General features: G+C 54.6%; 12 protein-coding genes. 9 read left to right on the top strand and 3 right to left on the bottom strand.

The genetic code is table 11. The features are described 5' to 3' along the window. The first annotated feature begins 188 nt into the window (after positions 1 to 188). The 7 genes from MKZ35_RS20715 (at position 189) to acs (ending at position 11,328) form a co-directional block, all read left to right on the top strand. The gene (locus MKZ35_RS20715; protein WP_482515127.1) at positions 189 to 1,730 is read left to right on the top strand and encodes a hypothetical protein; all 1,542 of its coding nucleotides are present in this window, start codon (positions 189 to 191) and stop codon (positions 1,728 to 1,730) included. An 89-nt stretch (positions 1,731 to 1,819) separates the two neighbouring features. Continuing rightward, positions 1,820 to 3,286: an MFS transporter gene (locus MKZ35_RS20710; protein ID WP_482515126.1), complete on the top strand. Its 1,467-nt coding sequence runs from the start codon at positions 1,820 to 1,822 to the stop codon at positions 3,284 to 3,286. Between the two features lie 232 nt (positions 3,287 to 3,518). Further along, entirely contained in the window at positions 3,519 to 3,740 is a 222-nt protein-coding gene (locus tag MKZ35_RS20705; RefSeq protein ID WP_482515125.1) for a hypothetical protein, read from the top strand. Between the two features lie 125 nt (positions 3,741 to 3,865). Next, complete coding sequence (locus MKZ35_RS20700) at positions 3,866 to 6,631, top strand: ATP-binding protein (RefSeq protein ID WP_482515124.1); 2,766 nt, start codon at positions 3,866 to 3,868, stop codon at positions 6,629 to 6,631. A 108-nt stretch (positions 6,632 to 6,739) separates the two neighbouring features. Further along, on the top strand, positions 6,740 to 7,123 hold the full coding sequence (locus tag MKZ35_RS20695; protein WP_482515123.1) for a response regulator transcription factor: 384 nt from the start codon (positions 6,740 to 6,742) through the stop codon (positions 7,121 to 7,123). A 174-nt stretch (positions 7,124 to 7,297) separates the two neighbouring features. Next, on the top strand, positions 7,298 to 9,223 hold the full coding sequence (locus MKZ35_RS20690) for a propionyl-CoA synthetase (protein ID WP_482515122.1): 1,926 nt from the start codon (positions 7,298 to 7,300) through the stop codon (positions 9,221 to 9,223). A gap of 194 nt (positions 9,224 to 9,417) precedes the next feature. Next, entirely contained in the window at positions 9,418 to 11,328 is a 1,911-nt protein-coding gene (gene acs, locus MKZ35_RS20685) for an acetate--CoA ligase (protein WP_482515121.1), read from the top strand. Between the two features lie 241 nt (positions 11,329 to 11,569). Here the strand turns inward: acs and MKZ35_RS20680 are convergent, their stop codons facing one another. The 3 genes from MKZ35_RS20680 to fahA form a co-directional block, all read right to left on the bottom strand. After that, positions 11,570 to 12,133, bottom strand: coding sequence for a hypothetical protein (locus MKZ35_RS20680; protein ID WP_482515120.1), 564 nt, complete (start codon positions 12,131 to 12,133; stop codon positions 11,570 to 11,572). Between the two features lie 13 nt (positions 12,134 to 12,146). Then, entirely contained in the window at positions 12,147 to 13,301 is a 1,155-nt protein-coding gene (locus MKZ35_RS20675; RefSeq protein WP_482515226.1) for a zinc-dependent alcohol dehydrogenase, read from the bottom strand. Between the two features lie 390 nt (positions 13,302 to 13,691). Further along, positions 13,692 to 14,972: a fumarylacetoacetase gene (gene fahA, locus MKZ35_RS20670; protein WP_482515119.1), complete on the bottom strand. Its 1,281-nt coding sequence runs from the start codon at positions 14,970 to 14,972 to the stop codon at positions 13,692 to 13,694. 264 nt (positions 14,973 to 15,236) lie between these two features. Here fahA and MKZ35_RS20665 point away from each other — a divergent pair, with 264 nt between their 5' ends. Together MKZ35_RS20665 and MKZ35_RS20660 are read left to right on the top strand one after the other, a co-directional pair. Continuing rightward, positions 15,237 to 15,821, top strand: coding sequence for an ATPase (locus MKZ35_RS20665; RefSeq protein ID WP_482515118.1), 585 nt, complete (start codon positions 15,237 to 15,239; stop codon positions 15,819 to 15,821). A 294-nt stretch (positions 15,822 to 16,115) separates the two neighbouring features. Continuing rightward, positions 16,116 to 17,603: a hypothetical protein gene (locus tag MKZ35_RS20660; protein ID WP_482515117.1), complete on the top strand. Its 1,488-nt coding sequence runs from the start codon at positions 16,116 to 16,118 to the stop codon at positions 17,601 to 17,603. Positions 17,604 to 17,679: the final 76 nt, after the last annotated feature.

Here is a 17,679-nt window from a genome sequence, read left to right as displayed (position 1 = left end):
GCTGGGCGATAAGTACATGATGATTCGCTGGGAGCGGTTTAAGGGCTGACGGAGCTATAGCAGTTAGCGGAAGTATAGCAAGCGTGTGCTTTCGCCGCCGAGATTTTCCTATTTGGTTGGGCCGAGCCGGAAAATTGCCCCCCGGCTTCGGGTAGTTGCTCTCCACTGCTCACCCAACCCAACCCCTTATGCGAAACTCCCGCTACGCACTGGCCCTTAGTGGCTTGCTGGTTAGCCTCGCGGCGACGGCCCAAGTAACGCCGCCCGCCCAGGACACCACGCGAAGTACCCCGCCGGCCCCCACCACGCCAGCGCCTACCACCGTGCCGGCCGCCAATCCGCAGGCCCCGGCCGTGTCGCAGTCGCCGGCTCCGGCTGGTACGCCGCCGGCCAACGGGGTGCCCTACGGGGCGGGTATGAAGGTGAATATCTCACCCGACGGCTCTAAGTATATGCGCTTTATCAGCTGGCACCAGGTCTGGACGCGCTACACGGAGAATAATGAAGGGTCGCAACGCCTGCCAGGGAAGCCCCAGGACAATCAGGTTGATTTTGGTCTGCGCCGCTCCCGCTTTCTAATTCTGTCTCAGCTGAATCCGCGCTTTCTGGTGCTTACTCACTTTGGTATTAATAATCAGAACGCCGTGAGTGGCGGGGCGCCCAATGAGCCTACCGGCCCTGGTAAAAAGCCAGGACTATTCCTACACGAAGCCACGGTGGAGTACAAGGTAAATAAGTACCTGGATCTGGGCGCCGGTATGCACTACCAGAATGGTATATCCCGTATGACACGGGCCAGTACGCTAAATTTTCTAACCCTTGACGCGCCCATCGCTAACTGGCCTACTATTGACGCTCTCGACCAGTTCGCCCGCTTCATTGGGGTGTATGCCAAAGGTCGGGTGGGTCGGTTCGACTATGCGGTATCAATAAATGACCCATTCGCTACCAACCAAGCCGCCACGCCGGCTACTATTCCCACCAACGTAGCGCAGTATAATCCGCGGGGAACAGACAAAGTATACCAGGGCTATTTCAGCTACGAGTTCCTCGATTTAGAAGCTAATTTGATACCTTATGCCGTAGGTTCTTACTTAGGAACCAAACGTGTATTTAACATTGGTGCTGGCTTCTTGCACAACGAAAACGCGATGTTTTCCCGGCCAAACGCACTCCCTACACCCGCGCCCGCTGATCCGTTCGCCACTGTTCCTTTCCGTACCCACGACCTGACCGTGCTCTCGGCCGACGTGTTCTTCGATACGCCCATTAATAAGGATGCGGGCACGGCCTTTACGGCCTACGCGGTATACTACAACTACGATTTTGGGCCCAATTACGTGCGCAACATCGGCCTGCTGAACCCGAGCTCGGCGGGCGGCTCTACGCCCATTCCGGGCGCCGGCCCTATCCGGGGCAACACTTTCCCTACCGTGGGCACCGGCAACGTGCAGTTTGTGGAAGCCGGCTACCTGCTGCCCAAAAAACTGTTTGGGGCCAAGGCCCGCCTCCAACCCTATGCCTCGTATCTGCACGGCAGCTTTGAAGGCTTACGCACCACTGACGGCGAGCGCAAAGGGGTGAACGTAATTGATGCCGGGGCCAACCTGTTTCTCGATGGGCACAACGCCAAGATTACTCTGAACTACCGCGCCCGCCCCGATTTCACCGATCCGAACAACCTGGACTACAAGCCGGAAATCACTCTGCAAACGATGGTTTTTTTGTAAGCCGGGCAGTCTGAAAAGCTCCCCGACATGGAAGAATTGCCCCCAGGCATCGACAAGCAGCAACTCTACACCAAAAACTCCCAACCAAAATGGAAAATACTGTAAAACCCGGCTACGGCGCAGTCGCGGACGCGCCCGTGGAGCACGACAACAACACGGTGTCGGAAAGTAAAATCTGGCAGGTGATAACTGCTTCCTCCGTAGGCACCGTCATCGAGTGGTACGACTTCTACATTTTCGGCTCGCTCACGCCCATCATCTCTACCTTGTTTTTTCCGAAGGAAAACCCGGTAGCTGCCTTGCTGAGCACCTTGGCGCTGTTCGCCACGGGCTTCGTGGTTCGGCCGTTTGGCGCCATCGTTTTTGGCCGCCTCGGTGATATGGTGGGCCGCAAGTATACCTTTCTGCTTACTCTGCTGCTCATGGGCGGCTCCACATTCGCCATTGGTCTGGTGCCTACTTACGCCAGTATCGGTTTGCTGGCTCCACTCATCCTGTTGATTCTGCGCTTGGTGCAGGGCCTGGCGCTGGGGGGCGAATATGGCGGCGCGACGACTTACGTGGCCGAGCACTCGCCCGACAGCCGGCGCGGCTACTACACCAGCTTCATTCAAACTACGGCCACCATCGGCTTGTTTGTGAGTATTGCCGTGATTGTGGGCACCCGCTTTGGGGTAGGCGAGGCCGACTTCAAAGAGTGGGGCTGGCGCATTCCTTTCCTAATTTCCTTTTTCCTGGTAATTGCTTCTTACTATATCCGTCGTAAGCTGCATGAGTCGCCGTTGTTTGCCAAGGCCAAAGCCGAAGGCACCACCAGCAAAAGCCCTCTGCGCGACTCTTTCGTTAAGCCAGAGAACCGCCGCCTGGTTATTCTGGCCTTGTTTGGCGCTACCATGGGCCAGGGCGTGGTGTGGTACACGGGTCAGTTCTACGCCTACTTCTTCCTGCAAACTGTGCTGAAGGTAGATTTGGTGCAAGCCAGTATTATTCTGTGCGTGGCCTTGCTGCTGGCTACTCCTTTCTTCATCTATTTCGGTAGCCTCTCGGACCGCATCGGCCGCAAGAAAATTATCATGATGGGTCTACTCTGCGGCGCTTTGTTCACCATCCCGATTTTCTATGGGATGAAGGCCTTCGCCGGGCCGATAACCGAAGTAACGCCGGCCACCGTGGATGCCGCTGGGGTAGCTGTGCCCGCCGTGATGAAAGCCCTTACGCCCAATGTACCGGCTCTTATTGCCCTGGTATTCTGCCTAGTAATATTCGTGACTATGGCCTACGGCCCGATTGCCGCTTACCTGGTGGAGCTGTTCCCTACTAACGTTCGCTACACTTCGCTTTCCCTGCCCTACCACATCGGCAACGGCATCTTTGGAGGATTGGTGCCGCTGATTGCTACGGCCATGGTGGCCTGGGCCGCCACGCAGCCCAGCGGCTTCCTGCAAGAGTACAGCATCTACTTTGGCTTGGTGTATCCGGTAGCTATTGCGCTGATTACCTTCATCATCGGCACGATTTACATGAAAGATATTCGCAACGTCAAGATCATGGATTAATCGCCCTGACCGCGAGCGGCTTCTAGAAAAGTCCGTCGGGCCGGTGGCACGGCGGACTTTTTAAGTTGAGACGGATAGCGAAAGCAACACGCGGATCAGGAAGCTGCTGGGGGCTTTTTTGGCGCCGAATGCGTAATTTCTGCCCGCGTCCTTTAGCCTAGCTTGCGTAGCTGCTTTCCCGCTACCTTCTCTCGTTCTTCGGCGCCAAACGCTACCCATTTTCAGCCTCCCCATGCCTCCCATGTCACCCCACGAGCAAGCCGAGCACCGCCGCGGGCAGCGCCTGCTCTTCGTGAGCTTCCTGTTTGCCGTGTTGCTCAACTTTCCCCTGCTGGCCGTCTTCGACCGCGCTGGTCGGCTGGGGGGCATTCCGGTGCTCTACCTCTACGTGCTGCTTGCCTGGATAACGGTGGTAGTACTTACCGGTTGGCTGGTGCGGACAATTGACAACTAACAATTATCAATTAACATTTAACAGGGGCAGATTTAGAAAAGCACCGCCATCACTCGTTTCACCTCAACTAATTTTTCCCTCAAGCACGACCTGTTAAATGTTAATTGATAAATGTTAATTGATAAATGAACACCCTGCTCATTATCGGCTTCTCGTTCGGCTACCTGGCTTTGCTCTTTGGCGTGGCCTACGCGGCGGAGCGACGCTCGGCCGCGCGCCGGTCGTTGGTGAGCAACCCGTACGTGTACGCCCTGAGCATGGCCGTGTACTGCACCGCCTGGACGTACTACGGCAGCGTAGGCCATGCCGCCAGCCACGGGCTGGAGTTTGTGGTCATTTACCTCGGACCCACGCTGTTGGCTCCGGCCTGGTGGCTGGTGCTGCGCAAAATAATTCGCATCTGCCGCTTGCAGCGCCTCACCTCCATTGCCGATTTTATCTCGGCCAGATACGGCAAAAGCGCCTCGCTCGGCGCCTTGGTTACGGTGGTGTGCGTGCTCGGCATTATTCCCTACATATCTCTGCAAATCAAAGCTATAGCGGCCTCATTTGATATCATGACGCGGGGCGCTACGGCGGCTTCGATAGTGGCCGAAGGTGGGGCGGCGGCCAGCTCGGCGCTGTATACCACGGTAGCCTTGGCCTTCTTCACCATCATCTTCGGGGTGCGCTCCGTGGAGGCCACCGAGCGCCACGAGGGCATGGTGCTGGCCGTGGCCGTGGAAAGCCTGGTAAAGCTGATTGCGTTTCTCTGCGTGGGCCTGTTCGTTACGTTCAGCCTCTTCGATGGCTTCGGCGACGTGTTTGAAAAAGCCGCCGCCGAGCCCGCGCTGAGCCGACTGTTTACACTGGGCGGGGCCGGCACCAGTGCTACGCAGTGGCTTACGCTGCTCGTGCTGAGCGTATCGGCTATTCTACTGCTGCCCCGGCAGTTTCAGGTATCGGTGGTGGAAAACGTGAACGAGGACCACTTGCGCAAAGCCATGTGGCTGTTTCCGCTCTACCTTATCGTCATCAACCTGTTTGTGCTGCCCATTGCCTTCGGCGGCGTGCTGCTCTACGGTGGCCGCGGCCTCGACGCCGACACCTTTGTGCTGGCCTTGCCGCTCAACGCGGGGCAGCGCTGGCTGGCCATGCTCACGTACCTGGGGGGCTTATCGGCGGCCAGCAGCATGATTATCGTCGAAACCATTGCCCTGAGCGTGATGATGAGCAACAACCTGCTCATGCCCTTGCTCGTGCGCATACCCGCCGCCCGCTCCGAAATCCGCACCCATTGGTTTGCTTACCTAAGTAAAGTGGCCCTGCAAAGCCGCCGCCTGGCCGTGGTGCTGGTACTGCTGCTGGCCTACGGCTACTATACCTTTGTGGGGCATCTGCTGCCGTTGGTCAATATTGGGCTGGTGTCGTTTGCGGCGGTGGCGCAGTTTCTGCCCGTGGTGCTGGGCAGCCTGTACTGGAAAGGCGGCACCCATCAGGGCGCGACGGCGGGCATCCTGGGGGGCTTTTTTCTGTGGTTTTTTACGCTGGTACTGCCCACGATGGTGGGGCCGGACTTATTGCCGGACACCATCCTTACCGAAGGCTTATTTGGCCAAAGCTGGCTGCGGCCCTTTGCCCTTTTTGGGCTCAATGAGCTGGATTACCTGTCGCACGGCTTGTTTTGGAGCTGGTTTTTCAATATCGGCCTTTATGTCGGCGTCTCCCTTGCCGGCCAGCCCACGGCCCTGGAAGAGCGGCAGGCCGATGTATTCGTGGATGTATTCCGCTACCGCACTGTGTTTGAAGGGCCCAGCGGCTGGCCCAGCGCCGCCGCGCCCTTACCCGATTTGCGGGCCTTGCTCACTGGTTTTTTGGGCAAAAAACGCACGGCACAGGCCCTGCACGCCTTCGCCGAGCGCTTTCCCGACGCCGACAACCAATTAGCCGACACAATTGCCCCCCAGGCCGACCCGCGCCTGGTGGCTTACGCCGAAAAGCTGCTGGCTGGTAGCATTGGGCCGGCCTCCGCGCGGCTATTACTTTCGTCGGCGGTAGGAGTGGAGGAAATCAGCTTCGATAATGTGGTGGGCATTTTGAAAGAATCCCAACAAGTGCTGGAAGCCAACCGCCAGCTCCAGAAACAGTCGCGCCAGCTCCAGCGCCTCACCGAGGATTTGCGTGATGCTTACACCCAATTGCAGGAGTTGGATATGCGCAAGGATGAGTTCCTGTACACCGTCACCCACGAGCTGCGCACGCCGCTGACCAGCATTCGGGCTTTATCCGAAATCCTGACCGACAACCCGGAGATAGAGGAGGAGGAGCGCCTGCGCTTTCTGCACACCATCACCCGCGAGTCGGAGCGCCTCAGCCGGCTGATAACGCTCGTTTTGGATCTGGAAAAGTACGAATCGGGGAAGGCGACGCTGGATTGCGCGCCGCTGGACGTGGCCGAAATCATCAACGACGCCATCGAATCGGTGGGCCAACTCATGCGCGACAAGCACATTCAACTCGATCTGGTGGTGCCGCCCAGCCTGCCGCTGCTCTCCGGCGACCGCGACCGGCTGATGCAGGTACTCGTCAATCTGCTCTCCAACGCCGTTAAGTCGTGCCGGGCCGATGGTGGGGGGCAAATTGGGGTCGTGACCGAAGCCGTCGGCGACGCCCTGCGCATCAGCGTGCTCGACAACGGCAAAGGCATCGACCCTGCTTATCATGAGCTGATTTTCGACAAGTTTTTCCAAGCCAAAAACCAAACGACCCGCAAGCCCGAAGGCTCCGGCCTGGGCCTGGCCATCACCAAAAAAATTGTGGAGCTGCACGCGGGCCGCATCTGGGTAGAAAGCGCCCTCGACCAGGGCGCCCGCTTCTCCGTGGAATTACCCGTTTTGTCAATTAACAATTAACAATTAACAGTGAGCAATTAACAATTGACCTCTGCGAACCTCTGCGTTTTGCCTTTGCGCTCCTCCGCGGGAACCCGACGTTAGCGCAGTTCAAGCCTCCAACCCGCTATGAAGCACCCCCATATTTTAATTGTCGATGATGAACCTAACATCGTCATGTCATTGGAATTCCTGATGCGCAAAAATGGCTACCAAGTCAGCATCGCCCGCAACGGCACCGAGGCCCTGGAAGCCATCAACCAGACGGCTTTCGACGTCATTTTGCTCGATGTTATGATGCCTGACGTGGATGGCTATCAGGTGTGCCGCCACGTCAAAACCCGTCCTGACCGCCAAAAAACCAAGGTCATTTTCCTCAGCGCCAAAAGTAAGGAAGCCGACGTGCAGAAAGGCTACGACGTAGGCGCCGACCTCTATATCCCCAAGCCATTCAGCACCCGCCAGCTGGTAAGCAAAGTGCAGGAATTGGTAATCGCTCCCGCTACTGGGTAGGGCTATAGGCGTAAAAAGACGGTCATGCTTCATCTGGCGTCCGCTTGTTGAAGCATCTCTCCCGCTTCCGTTGAGGTTAGCATTGCAACAAAGCGATAGAGATGCTTCGACAAGCTCAGCATGACGTTCTAGTAACATGACGCTCCACTCGGACAGAACTTACTTGTCAGTCCCATGAAAAATGCCCCCCAACCCGCTACGTACGCCGCCGCCCACGCTGCCAGCCTCACCGATCCGGCAGCGTTCTGGGCTGCGCAAGCGCAGCAGCTGACTTGGTTTGAAGACCCGGAAGGAACGCTGAGCACCGATGAAAACGGCTTTTTCCGCTGGTTTAAGGGCGGGGAGCTCAATACCTGCTACCTCGCCCTCGACCACCACGTAGCCACCGGTCGCGCCGAGCAAGTGGCGCTCATCTACGATTCGCCCGTCACGAACACCAAGCGTAGCTACACCTATCAGGAGTTGCTTAATCTGACGGCGCGCTTCGCCGGCGGCTTGCGCAACTTAGGCGTCGAAAAAGGCGACCGGGTGATTATATACATGCCCAATGTGCCCGAGGCGGTGGTGGCCATGCTGGCTTGTGCCCGGCTGGGAGCCGTGCACTCGGTGGTATTCGGCGGATTTGCCCCCCACGAGCTGGCCGTGCGCATTGATGATGCCCGGCCCAAAGTCATCGTATCGGCGTCGGGCGGAATAGAGATTGACCGGATCATTCCTTACAAGCCCTTGCTCGACGAGGCCATTTCCCTGGCCACCCACCAGCCCGATTATACCGTGGTGCTCCAGCGCGCCTGCGTGCACGCCAAGCTCCAGCCCGGCCGCGACCTAGACTACACGGAGCTGCTGGAAGCCGAACCGCAAGAGTGCGTGCCCGTAGCCGCCACCGATCCGCTCTATATCCTCTATACCTCCGGCACCACCGGCAAACCCAAGGGCGTAGTGCGCGACAATGGCGGCCATGCCGTGGCTCTCAAGTACAGCATGAGCGCCATTTATGGCTTGGCGCCCGGCGAAACCATGTTTACCGGCTCCGATATTGGGTGGGCCGTGGGCCACAGCTACATCGTGTACGGCCCGCTACTGCACGGCTGCACCACGATTTTATTCGAAGGCAAGCCCGTACGCACACCCGATGCGGGTACTTTCTGGCGCGTGGCCGCAGAGCACCAGGCAAGCGTAATATTCACGGCGCCCACGGCCATTCGAGCCATTAAAAAGGAAGACCCAGGGGGCAAATTTGCCAAGCTGTACGACCTGAGCCGCCTGCGCTACCTTTTCCTGGCCGGCGAGCGTTGCGACCCTGCTACCTACGAGTGGGCGGCCCACACCCTGGGTGTGCCCGTAGTAGACCACTGGTGGCAAACCGAGTCGGGGTGGCCGATGCTGGCGACGCTGGTGGGCCTGGCCGATATGCCCCCGCCGCGCGCCGGCAGCGCCGGCCACCCGGTGCCGGGCTACGATGTACAGATTCTGGATGAAGCCGGGCAGGAGGTGCCGCTGGGTACTACGGGCCTGGTAGCAGTGCGTCTGCCGCTGCCGCCCGGCTGCCTGCCCACGCTTTGGCAAGATGATGAGCGGTTCCGCAAATCCTACCTGACCACTTTCCCCGGCTACTACCTCAGCGGCGATGGCGGCTTCCGCGACCCCGACGGCTACCTCTTTATCATGGGTCGGGTAGATGACGTGATGAACATAGCCGGCCACCGCCTCAGCACCGGCGAAATGGAAGAGCTGCTTGCCTCCCACAATACCGTAGCCGAGTGCGCCGTGCTCGGCATAGCCGACGAGCTACGCGGGCAGCGCCCCATCGGTTTGGTGGTGCTAAAAGATGGGCAGACCATTGCTGAAGAAGCCTTAGAGCAGGATCTGGTACACCTGATTCGATCCCAGATAGGCGCAGTGGCCTGCTTCCGACAGGTGCTGGTGGTAAAGCGCCTGCCGAAAACCCGCTCGGGAAAAATCCTGCGCAAAACCATGCGCCAGCTAGCCGACGGCGACGAGTTTGTCATCCCCTCCACCATCGACGACCCCCAGATTCTGGATGAAATCCGGGCGGGGCTGGAGCGGCGGGGAATAGGGGTAGCTTTTGAGAAAATATGAAGCAACGATTGGCCTCAACCCCTAACCCCTTCTCCTAGGAGAGAAGGGGGACTAGTTCTGAAAACTAGTATTCTAGTTATTACTAGCTGTCTAGAGAAAACTAAAGGCTAGTTCCCCTTCTCCCCTAGGAGAAGGGGTTAGGGGTTGAGGCCCCACCAGAACAATCCTTCCAACCACATAACCCTCTCCCAACCATGCCCACTCAACATCCCCGCATTCGCACGTTCGAAGAATATACCGATGCTTACAAACGAAGCGTCGAGAACCCCGAGCAGTTCTGGGCCGAAGTGGCTGAGCCTTTCACCTGGCGCCGCAAGTGGGACACCGTTCTGGAAGCCGATATGGTGAATGGCCATAACAAGTGGTACAGCGGCGCCAAGCTCAACATCACCGAGAACTGCCTCGACCGTCACCTCGCCACCCGCGGCAACAAGCTGGCCCTCATCTGGGAACCCAACGACCCTAAGACTCGCCAGATTCGCTACACCTACCGTGAACTGCACCAGGAGGTGTGCAAATTCGCTAATGTGCTGCACAACAACGGCGTCGAGAAGGGCGACCGGGTGTGTATTTACATGCCCATGATTCCGCAGCTGGCTATTGCCGTGCTGGCTTGTGCCCGCATTGGGGCCGTGCATTCGGTGGTATTTGCCGGCTTCTCCGCCACCGCCATTGCCGACCGCGTAAACGACGCCCAGGCGACTACTGTGCTTACCTCCGATGGCCTGAACCGGGGCGCCAAGCAGATTCCGGTGAAGCGCGTGGTAGATGAAGCCCTGGAAACCTGCCCCAGTGTGCGCCGCGTCATAGTAGTGGAGCATTTGGGCTGGCCCGTGCACATGGAAGACGGCCGCGACGTGTGGTACCACGAGGAAGCAGAAGAAGCCGAAAAATCCTGCCCCGCCGAGGAAATGGACGCCGAAGATCCGCTCTTTATCCTCTATACCAGCGGCAGCACCGGCAAGCCCAAAGGCGTAGTGCACAGTCAGGCCGGCTATATGGTGTGGGCCGATTACACGTTCCGCAACGTCTTCCAGGTCAATGAAAACGACATCTATTGGTGCACCGCTGACATTGGCTGGGTTACGGGCCACAGCTACCTGCTCTACGGCCCGCTGCTGAGCGGCACCAGCACGCTCATGTTCGAGGGCGTACCGACGTATCCGAGTGCCGGCCGTTTTTGGGAAGTTATTGACAAGCATGGAGTTAATGTGTTTTATACCGCGCCCACGGCCATTCGCTCCCTCATGGCCACGCCCCTCGACAACGTGCTCAGCTACTCCCTCGACTCCCTGCGCGTCTTGGGCACCGTGGGCGAGCCCATCAACGTGGAAGCCTGGGACTGGTACCACACCCACATAGGCAAGGAGCGCTGCCCCGTGGTGGATACGTGGTGGCAAACCGAAACCGGCGGCATCATGATTTCGGCGCTGGGGGGCATTTCTCCGCTCAAACCAGCCCACGCCGGCCAGCCCCTGCCCGGCGTGCAGCCCGTGTTGCTCACCCAGGAAGGCCAGGAAATAGAAGGCAACGAGGAGGAAGGCTACCTGGCCATCAAGTTTCCGTGGCCGGGCATCATCCGCACCACCTACGGCGACCATGAGCGCTGCCGCCAGACCTACTTCGGCCCATACCCCGGCTACTACTTCACCGGCGACGGCGCCCGCCGCGACAAGGACGGCCTGTACCGCATCATCGGCCGCGTCGATGATGTGATCAACGTATCGGGCCACCGCTTCGGCACGGCCGAAATTGAGAATGCCATCAACGAAAACGCCAACGTGGTCGAGTCGGCCGTAGTGGGTTACCCGCACGACGTGAAAGGACAGGGCATCTACGCTTTCGTCATCTGCCACGAGCCCGTCAGCGACGGACAGGCCGTGCACGTGGAAGCCAGCATTATCGAAACGGTAGTGGCTGAAATCGGCAAAATCGCCAAGCCCGACAAGATTCAATTTGTCTCGGGCCTGCCCAAAACCCGCTCCGGCAAAATCATGCGCCGCATTCTGCGCAAAGTGGCCGAAGGCGAAATCAGCAACCTCGGCGACGTGACCACCCTGCTCGACCCCAACGTGGTAGAGGAAATTATTGCCGGTAAAAAGTAATCTGATAGAACTGTAGAGACGCGACACTTCGCGTCTCAATCGTCGCGGTCGTTGAGTGATGAGGTCGTTTGCCCTATCTTTCCCACGTCTGTCATCCTTCCTTCGGTACGCCAGATGAAGGGTGACAGCCGATTATTGTTCAACGAGGAGACGTGAAGTGTCGCGTCTCTACGGCCAGAATAAATGATGCATAAAAAAGCCCCCCAGTGCTGCTCTGGGGGGCTTTTTTATGACTGGATTGCTATAAGGCGTGCGTATCAGAATATCCGCGATATCCCTTTTTATACCCCTTAAGCTTGCGCGAGCCTTTGTCCTTCTTGTCGGAACCCGAGTTGAGCCAAACCACCACGCCGGCCGTAACCGCCGCAATAGTGGCCATCTTGGTTACGAAAGCCGTCCGGTTATATTTCCACTCCATAGGATACCCTTTTTCGGCAAAAATATTCGGGATTTTGCCGTGGGCGAAGTCTTTCAGAACGCCTTCTACCACATTCACACGGTCAGCTACGATCAGCGGCAGCCAGTGGCGGTATTCGTTTTCGCTGTAGCGGAAGGCAAAGCGCCGAATCATGCCGCTTAGTCCGCTTGGCGGCACGGTAGTACCGTAAATAGTTGATAAGCGGGGCCGCTCATTTGACTTCAATACCTCCGTATCATCGTGCTGCATCGGCGTAGGGTGCGACTTGCTGTCGGGGTCCTGCGACACATTCATCCGGTCGCGCATGGGGTATGTCGGGTCGTTCTTGGGGTCCGCGTCCACACCCCAGCCCTTTATCTGCTTGTAGTCTTTTATTGTATTTTCCATGTTCAGTCGGCTTTTATTTGTTGGCGGATGGGGGAATCAGAACGGTCTTGATGCAATTATCCAGCTTGGCGGAGAACATGCGGTAGCCATCGGCCACTTCCTCCAGCGGCAGGCGGTGGGTAATCATCGCCTTCGGATTAAGCGTACCGTTCATCACGTGCTCAATCAGGCGCGGCAGCAGGCGCTTCACCGACGTCTGATTGCCCCGCATGGTCAGGCCTTTGTTCATCATATTCCCGATGGGCACCAAATTATCGGTCGGGCCGTACACGCCCACAATCGAAACAACGCCACCTTTCTTCGCGGAGTTGATGGCCCAGTGCAGCGCCGTAGCCGAGCCGGCTTGCAGCAGCAGTTTTCTGCCCGTAATGGTCTGCATTGGGTCACCGGATGCCTCGGCTCCTACGGCGTCAATCACGCAGTCGGCACCCATCCAGTCGGTTATTTTCTTGATAAACAGTACCGGGTCGCCGATTTCGTCAAAATTATACACCTCACAAGGGGCATAATCACGCACGAATTCCAGGCGATACTCCACATTGTCGAGCACGATAACGCGGCCCGCCCCAAACAGCCACGCACAACGGGCCGCCATGATACCAATTGGTCCTGCACCAAACACAAGCACCGTGTCGCCGGGCTGAATGCCCGCCATTTCGGCCGCCTGATAGCCCGTGGGCACCACGTCCGTAAGCAATACAGCGTCGTCGGGGTCCATGCCCGCCGGAATCACCGTCGGGCCGACGTTGGCGTAGGGTACGCGTGCGTACTCAGCCTGGCCGCCGTCGAAGCCGCCAGCCGTATGGGAGTAGCCAAAAATGCCCCCCACGGCCGTGGCCATTGAGTTCGACTCGTGGCAGTTGCCAAACATGTTTTGCTTGCAGAAGTGGCACTCGCCGCAAGCAACGTTGAAGGGCACCAATACCTGGTCGCCCACCTTAATCTTGGTTACGTCGGGGCCAATTTCCTCCACTACGCCTACAAACTCGTGCCCGAAGGTGGAGCCCACGCGGGTGTCGGGCACGTTGCCGTTGTATAAGTGCAGGTCCGACCCACAGATACAGGTACGGGTTACCCGCACAATCGCATCCTGCGGGTGCTTGATTTCGGGCATGGGTTTTTGAACGGCACGGACCCTTTTCGGGCCCCGGTATTCCATAGCTAGCATAGTTTCCGGCGTTTTGGTTTTGGTAGGAAGTTCGGTCTGCTGCAAAGCATTGCCAAGCAGTGTTGGGATCAACACTACGCTAAACAACTGCCTTACAGCGGTGGTAAATGGTACTTACCTCTATTCCTAAAGTTGCCTATGCCGAGTAAATCGGTACTAAATCAGTGTTAAATCGGAGATAAACACGTGTTTTCTCTGGACTGCACGCGTGTTTATACGGATTAGTGCTAGTCTGTTCTACCTTTAGCACCGCACTCTGTATAACTATATTATGAAACTGTTTGGAAAGTCGAGAGAACGTCATGCTTCGACAGGCGGACGCCAGATCAAGCATGACGTCCCAGAGTACTTTGTAGAAATATGCTGTTTCAAATAGCTTAGAAGACAGTGTTACTCTACCGCCGGCAGAATCATCCCGCTTACCTCGCCAAACCCGATGCGTACGCCATCTTTTTCCGCGAAGCCGCGCATCGTCACCGTGTCGCCATCGAGCAAGAACTTGCGCTCCGAGCCGTCGGCCAACGGTACCGGACGCGTGCCCTTCCAGGCCAGCTCCAGCATGGAGCCCAGCGAATCGGGCGTGGCCCCGCTGATGGTGCCGCTGGCGTAGAGGTCCCCGACTTGCAGGTTGCAGCCGTTGCTGGTTTGGTGGGTGAGCTGCTGGGCCATGCTCCAGTACATAAGGCCAAAGTTGGCGCGGCTCACCACGGTCTGGGGGGCATTTTCGGGCTGAATGGCGACCTCCAGATTAATATCAAAGTTGTGCGCATCCACCTGCCGCAGATACAGCAGCGGCTCCGGCTCCTGCACTGGCCCGGCCGTGCGGAACGGCTCCAGCGCATCCAGCGTCACGACCCAGGGCGAGATGCTGCTGCCAAAGCTCTTACCTAAAAACGGCCCCAGCGGCACGTATTCCCAGCTTTGAATGTCGCGGGCGCTCCAGTCATTGAACAGCACCAGCCCAAAAATATGCTCCTCGGCATGCTGCAACGGCACCGGCGAGCCCAGCTCCGTCGTGCGTCCGCCCACAAAAGCTACTTCCAGCTCAAAATCCAGCTGCTGCGACGGGCCAAACGTGGGGGCATCAGCATCGGGCGCCTTGCGCTGCCCGTTGGGCCGACGAATCGGCGTGCCCGACACCACAATGCTGCTGGCCCGGCCGTGGTAGCCAATCGGAATGTGTCGCCAGTTGGGCAGCAAGGCATTATTCGGGTCGCGAAACATGGTGCCCACGTTGGTCGCGTGCTCAATGCTGCTGTAGAAATCGGTGTAGTTGTTGGGCTTCACGGGGCGCAGCATTTCCACCTCGCTCTGCCGATGCAGGCAGGCTCGCATCACTTCTTCCTCCCGCAGCGCCGGATTGTCGTGGCGCAGCAGCTCGCTCACCCGCTGGCGCACGGCCCGCCATACGGGGCGCCCCATGGCAATAAACGCGTTCAACGACCGCCGCCGAAACACCTTCGGCTGAGCCGGCCCTAAGTCCAGATCTTCAAAAAAGCCATACTGACTTACGGCGTACAAGTCCAGCACATAGTCGCCGATGGCCACGCCCACGCGAGTACCGCGCTCCGGCGTTTCAAACACGCCAAACGGCAGGTTCTGAATGGGAAAATCACTGGTGGGCGGAATATCAATCCAGGAGCGGAGCGTAGGGTCGTTGGGGTTGGCCATCGGAGGTAGGGTATATTGTGACGCGGCAAAGGTAGAACTGTGGGGGAAATGGGGCGCAACGCGGCCCTCTGCCGCCCCACCGGCTAGGCAAACTCCTCCGAAGCTGTTATCTTGAGCCGAAGCTCTTACTACTATTGCCGCTACGGTAGCGGGTGGCAGCGTGGCGGCAATCCAAATGTTGTGCGATATCCGAAACCGACATTCCGCTGGCATTTGAAAACTTTGACCGAAGAATAGAAGATAATAATTTGTTGGTTTGCAACTATGATAGACAAAAACCTTTACATAATTGCAGGTTGCAATGGAGCAGGAAAAACAACTGTTTCGTTTACAATTCTTCCTGAAACTATTGCTTGTAAAGAGTTTGTGAATGCTGATGAAATTGCAAGAGGACTTTCTCCATTTCAGCCTGAAAAGGTATATTTTGAGGCTGGGCGAATAATGCTAAACAGAATTAACGGACTGTTGAATAACAGTGAAAGCTTTGCTTTTGAAACGACCTTGTCAACAAGAAGCTACAAAAATAAAATTGAAGAAGCCAAACAAAGAGGATACACGACCACCTTGCTTTTCTTCTGGCTACAAAATGTGGAATTGGCAAAAGAGCGAGTAAAAATTAGAGTTTCGGAGGGTGGACACAACATCGAGCCTGATGTAATCGAAAGACGGTACATCAGAGGTATTAAAAACTTATTTGATATCTATCTATCAATCGTCGACGGAGCATTTATATTCGATAACTCAATCGGGAAACACGAACTATTAGCACAAAAGATGGTTGACGGTCGAGTCACGATTATTAATGACACCAAGTTTAACCAACTAAAAAAATATTATGACCACAGTTGAAAAACAAATAGAACTTAGGAATAAAATTATCTTGGGACTTGAAAAAGTTTACGAAAAGCTAATCGAGTTCAAGAAGCAAAAGAATACGGAACTCGTTGTGATGAAAAATAACAAAATCGTGAAAATAAAACCCGAATAAAGAAGCACAATTGCCCCCTAAAGCTTGTTGCTACGGTAGCGGGCGGCAGCATTGCGGCAATCCAGCCACCGTTGGTACGCTTGCCGCAACTCTGCCGCTGCGAGTTTCGGCAATACAAATGTTAGCTGTAAGTTCTCCGAACCCCCTAAAATCATATGAAACTAAATAAATTTCTTTGGAACAATTATAAAGAAACCGAACAAGGTAAGCAAGCAATTGAAATTTTTACAAACGGTAAAACAATTGAAATACTAAACAAATATTCTGGAAAGTATCAACTTGATGAAACTGATAATGCAAATTTCATTGACGACATAAATAGTTTTTTAATAAGTCCGATAATTTCAAATAAAATAGACAAAGACAGTGCAGAAAAACTATTTAATGAAATTATCAGAGACGGTTTTATATTAAAGTGTGAAGGAGAAGAACTTGAAAATTACAAACCTGAAGAGTTTGATTTTATACATTTAATTCCAGTAATTTCAACTTGGCTTTTCTATAAATTACCAGACTTCTTTAAGCCATATTTTTTAACAAATAAGTTTCAGTTATTAACAGAGATTGCTGATACATTTGGAATTGAATTGCCCGAAGTTCCACTTAAAAGATATAAAGAGCAAAGAATAAAATATTATTGGAAACTCAGCGAAGCATTTTTAAAATTTCAGGAAGATAATGAAATGTCAGCGTATGAGTTTTGTGCATTCTTATACGACTTTGCACCAAAGTATTTAGAGCAAACTCAAACTATACAAACTGAATTACCACAACCTACACAGGTTTGGTTAGTAGGTGGCGACCAAGGTGGTGGAGATTTTGAATTTCTTGATAATTATAAAAAAGGCGATACTTCATTTTGGCAAGGAAATATTGACACAAAACGTGGTGACATAATTATTATGTATTGTCTTTCACCACGAAGTTGCATACATTCAATTTGGAGAGCAACTAAAGACGGAATTGCTGACCCATTTTTTCATTATTATAGTAATATTTATATTAGCGAAGGAATTAAAGTTGCACCAATACCTTTAAAAGAATTAAAAATTGACGAATATTTTAGCAAGCATCCATTAGTTAGAAGAAATCTGCAAGGTGTAAGCGGTTATTTATTCAATGGTGAGGATTATAAAAGAATTCAAGAACTCATTACAAAAAATGGCGGTGATACAATAAATTTACCACAGCTCTACAGTCCAACATTTTCATTAAACCAAACTTTGAAAGATGAACGAGGGGTTGAACTTTCTCTTATTGAGCCATTTTTAAAAGAATTAGGTTATACAGAGCAAAATTGGGAAAGACAACTTTCAGTAAGAATGGGGCGTGGCGAAAGAAATTTCCCTGACTATGCGTTTTTGACAAACAAAGAAAAAAATTATGAAATTGCTTCTATGCTTATTGAAGCTAAATTTTGGATAAAGAGCAACAAGGAATTAGAAGAAACATTTAAGCAGGTTTATTCTTATGGTTTGCGACTTTCTGCAAAAACTTTAGTTATAGCGGACAAAGACGCAATTTGGATTTACGAAAAATATAATGAAAGTTTTGATAGAACTAAATACATTAAAAAATATTGGAAAGAACTTGAGCAACCAGACGAATTTACAAAAATTAAAAAACTAATAGGACGAAAATAAACCTATAGCCAATATCGGTTTGGCTACATGGCGGCTGACGTGCTTTTGCGAAACATTTGTGCTAAATTCAGTATTA

It is taken from the genome of Hymenobacter sp. R533113 (assembly GCF_056835965.1).
The sequence above is the reverse complement of the archived record's forward strand: the minus strand, read 5'-3'. Positions and strand labels throughout refer to the sequence as shown.

Bases quoted from the DNA above. Each gene is read 5' to 3' on its own strand.
- MKZ35_RS20715 (WP_482515127.1), top strand. From the start codon at position 189: ATGCGAAACTCCCGCTACGCACTGGCCCTTAGTGGCTTGCTGGTTAGC.
- MKZ35_RS20710 (WP_482515126.1), top strand. From the start codon at position 1,820: ATGGAAAATACTGTAAAACCCGGCTACGGCGCAGTCGCGGACGCGCCC.
- MKZ35_RS20705 (WP_482515125.1), top strand. From the start codon at position 3,519: ATGCCTCCCATGTCACCCCACGAGCAAGCCGAGCACCGCCGCGGGCAG.
- MKZ35_RS20700 (WP_482515124.1), top strand. From the start codon at position 3,866: ATGAACACCCTGCTCATTATCGGCTTCTCGTTCGGCTACCTGGCTTTG.
- MKZ35_RS20695 (WP_482515123.1), top strand. From the start codon at position 6,740: ATGAAGCACCCCCATATTTTAATTGTCGATGATGAACCTAACATCGTC.
- MKZ35_RS20690 (WP_482515122.1), top strand. From the start codon at position 7,298: ATGAAAAATGCCCCCCAACCCGCTACGTACGCCGCCGCCCACGCTGCC.
- acs (WP_482515121.1), top strand. From the start codon at position 9,418: ATGCCCACTCAACATCCCCGCATTCGCACGTTCGAAGAATATACCGAT.
- MKZ35_RS20680 (WP_482515120.1), bottom strand. From the start codon at position 12,133: ATGGAAAATACAATAAAAGACTACAAGCAGATAAAGGGCTGGGGTGTG.
- MKZ35_RS20675 (WP_482515226.1), bottom strand. From the start codon at position 13,301: ATGCTAGCTATGGAATACCGGGGCCCGAAAAGGGTCCGTGCCGTTCAA.
- fahA (WP_482515119.1), bottom strand. From the start codon at position 14,972: ATGGCCAACCCCAACGACCCTACGCTCCGCTCCTGGATTGATATTCCG.
- MKZ35_RS20665 (WP_482515118.1), top strand. From the start codon at position 15,237: ATGATAGACAAAAACCTTTACATAATTGCAGGTTGCAATGGAGCAGGA.
- MKZ35_RS20660 (WP_482515117.1), top strand. From the start codon at position 16,116: ATGAAACTAAATAAATTTCTTTGGAACAATTATAAAGAAACCGAACAA.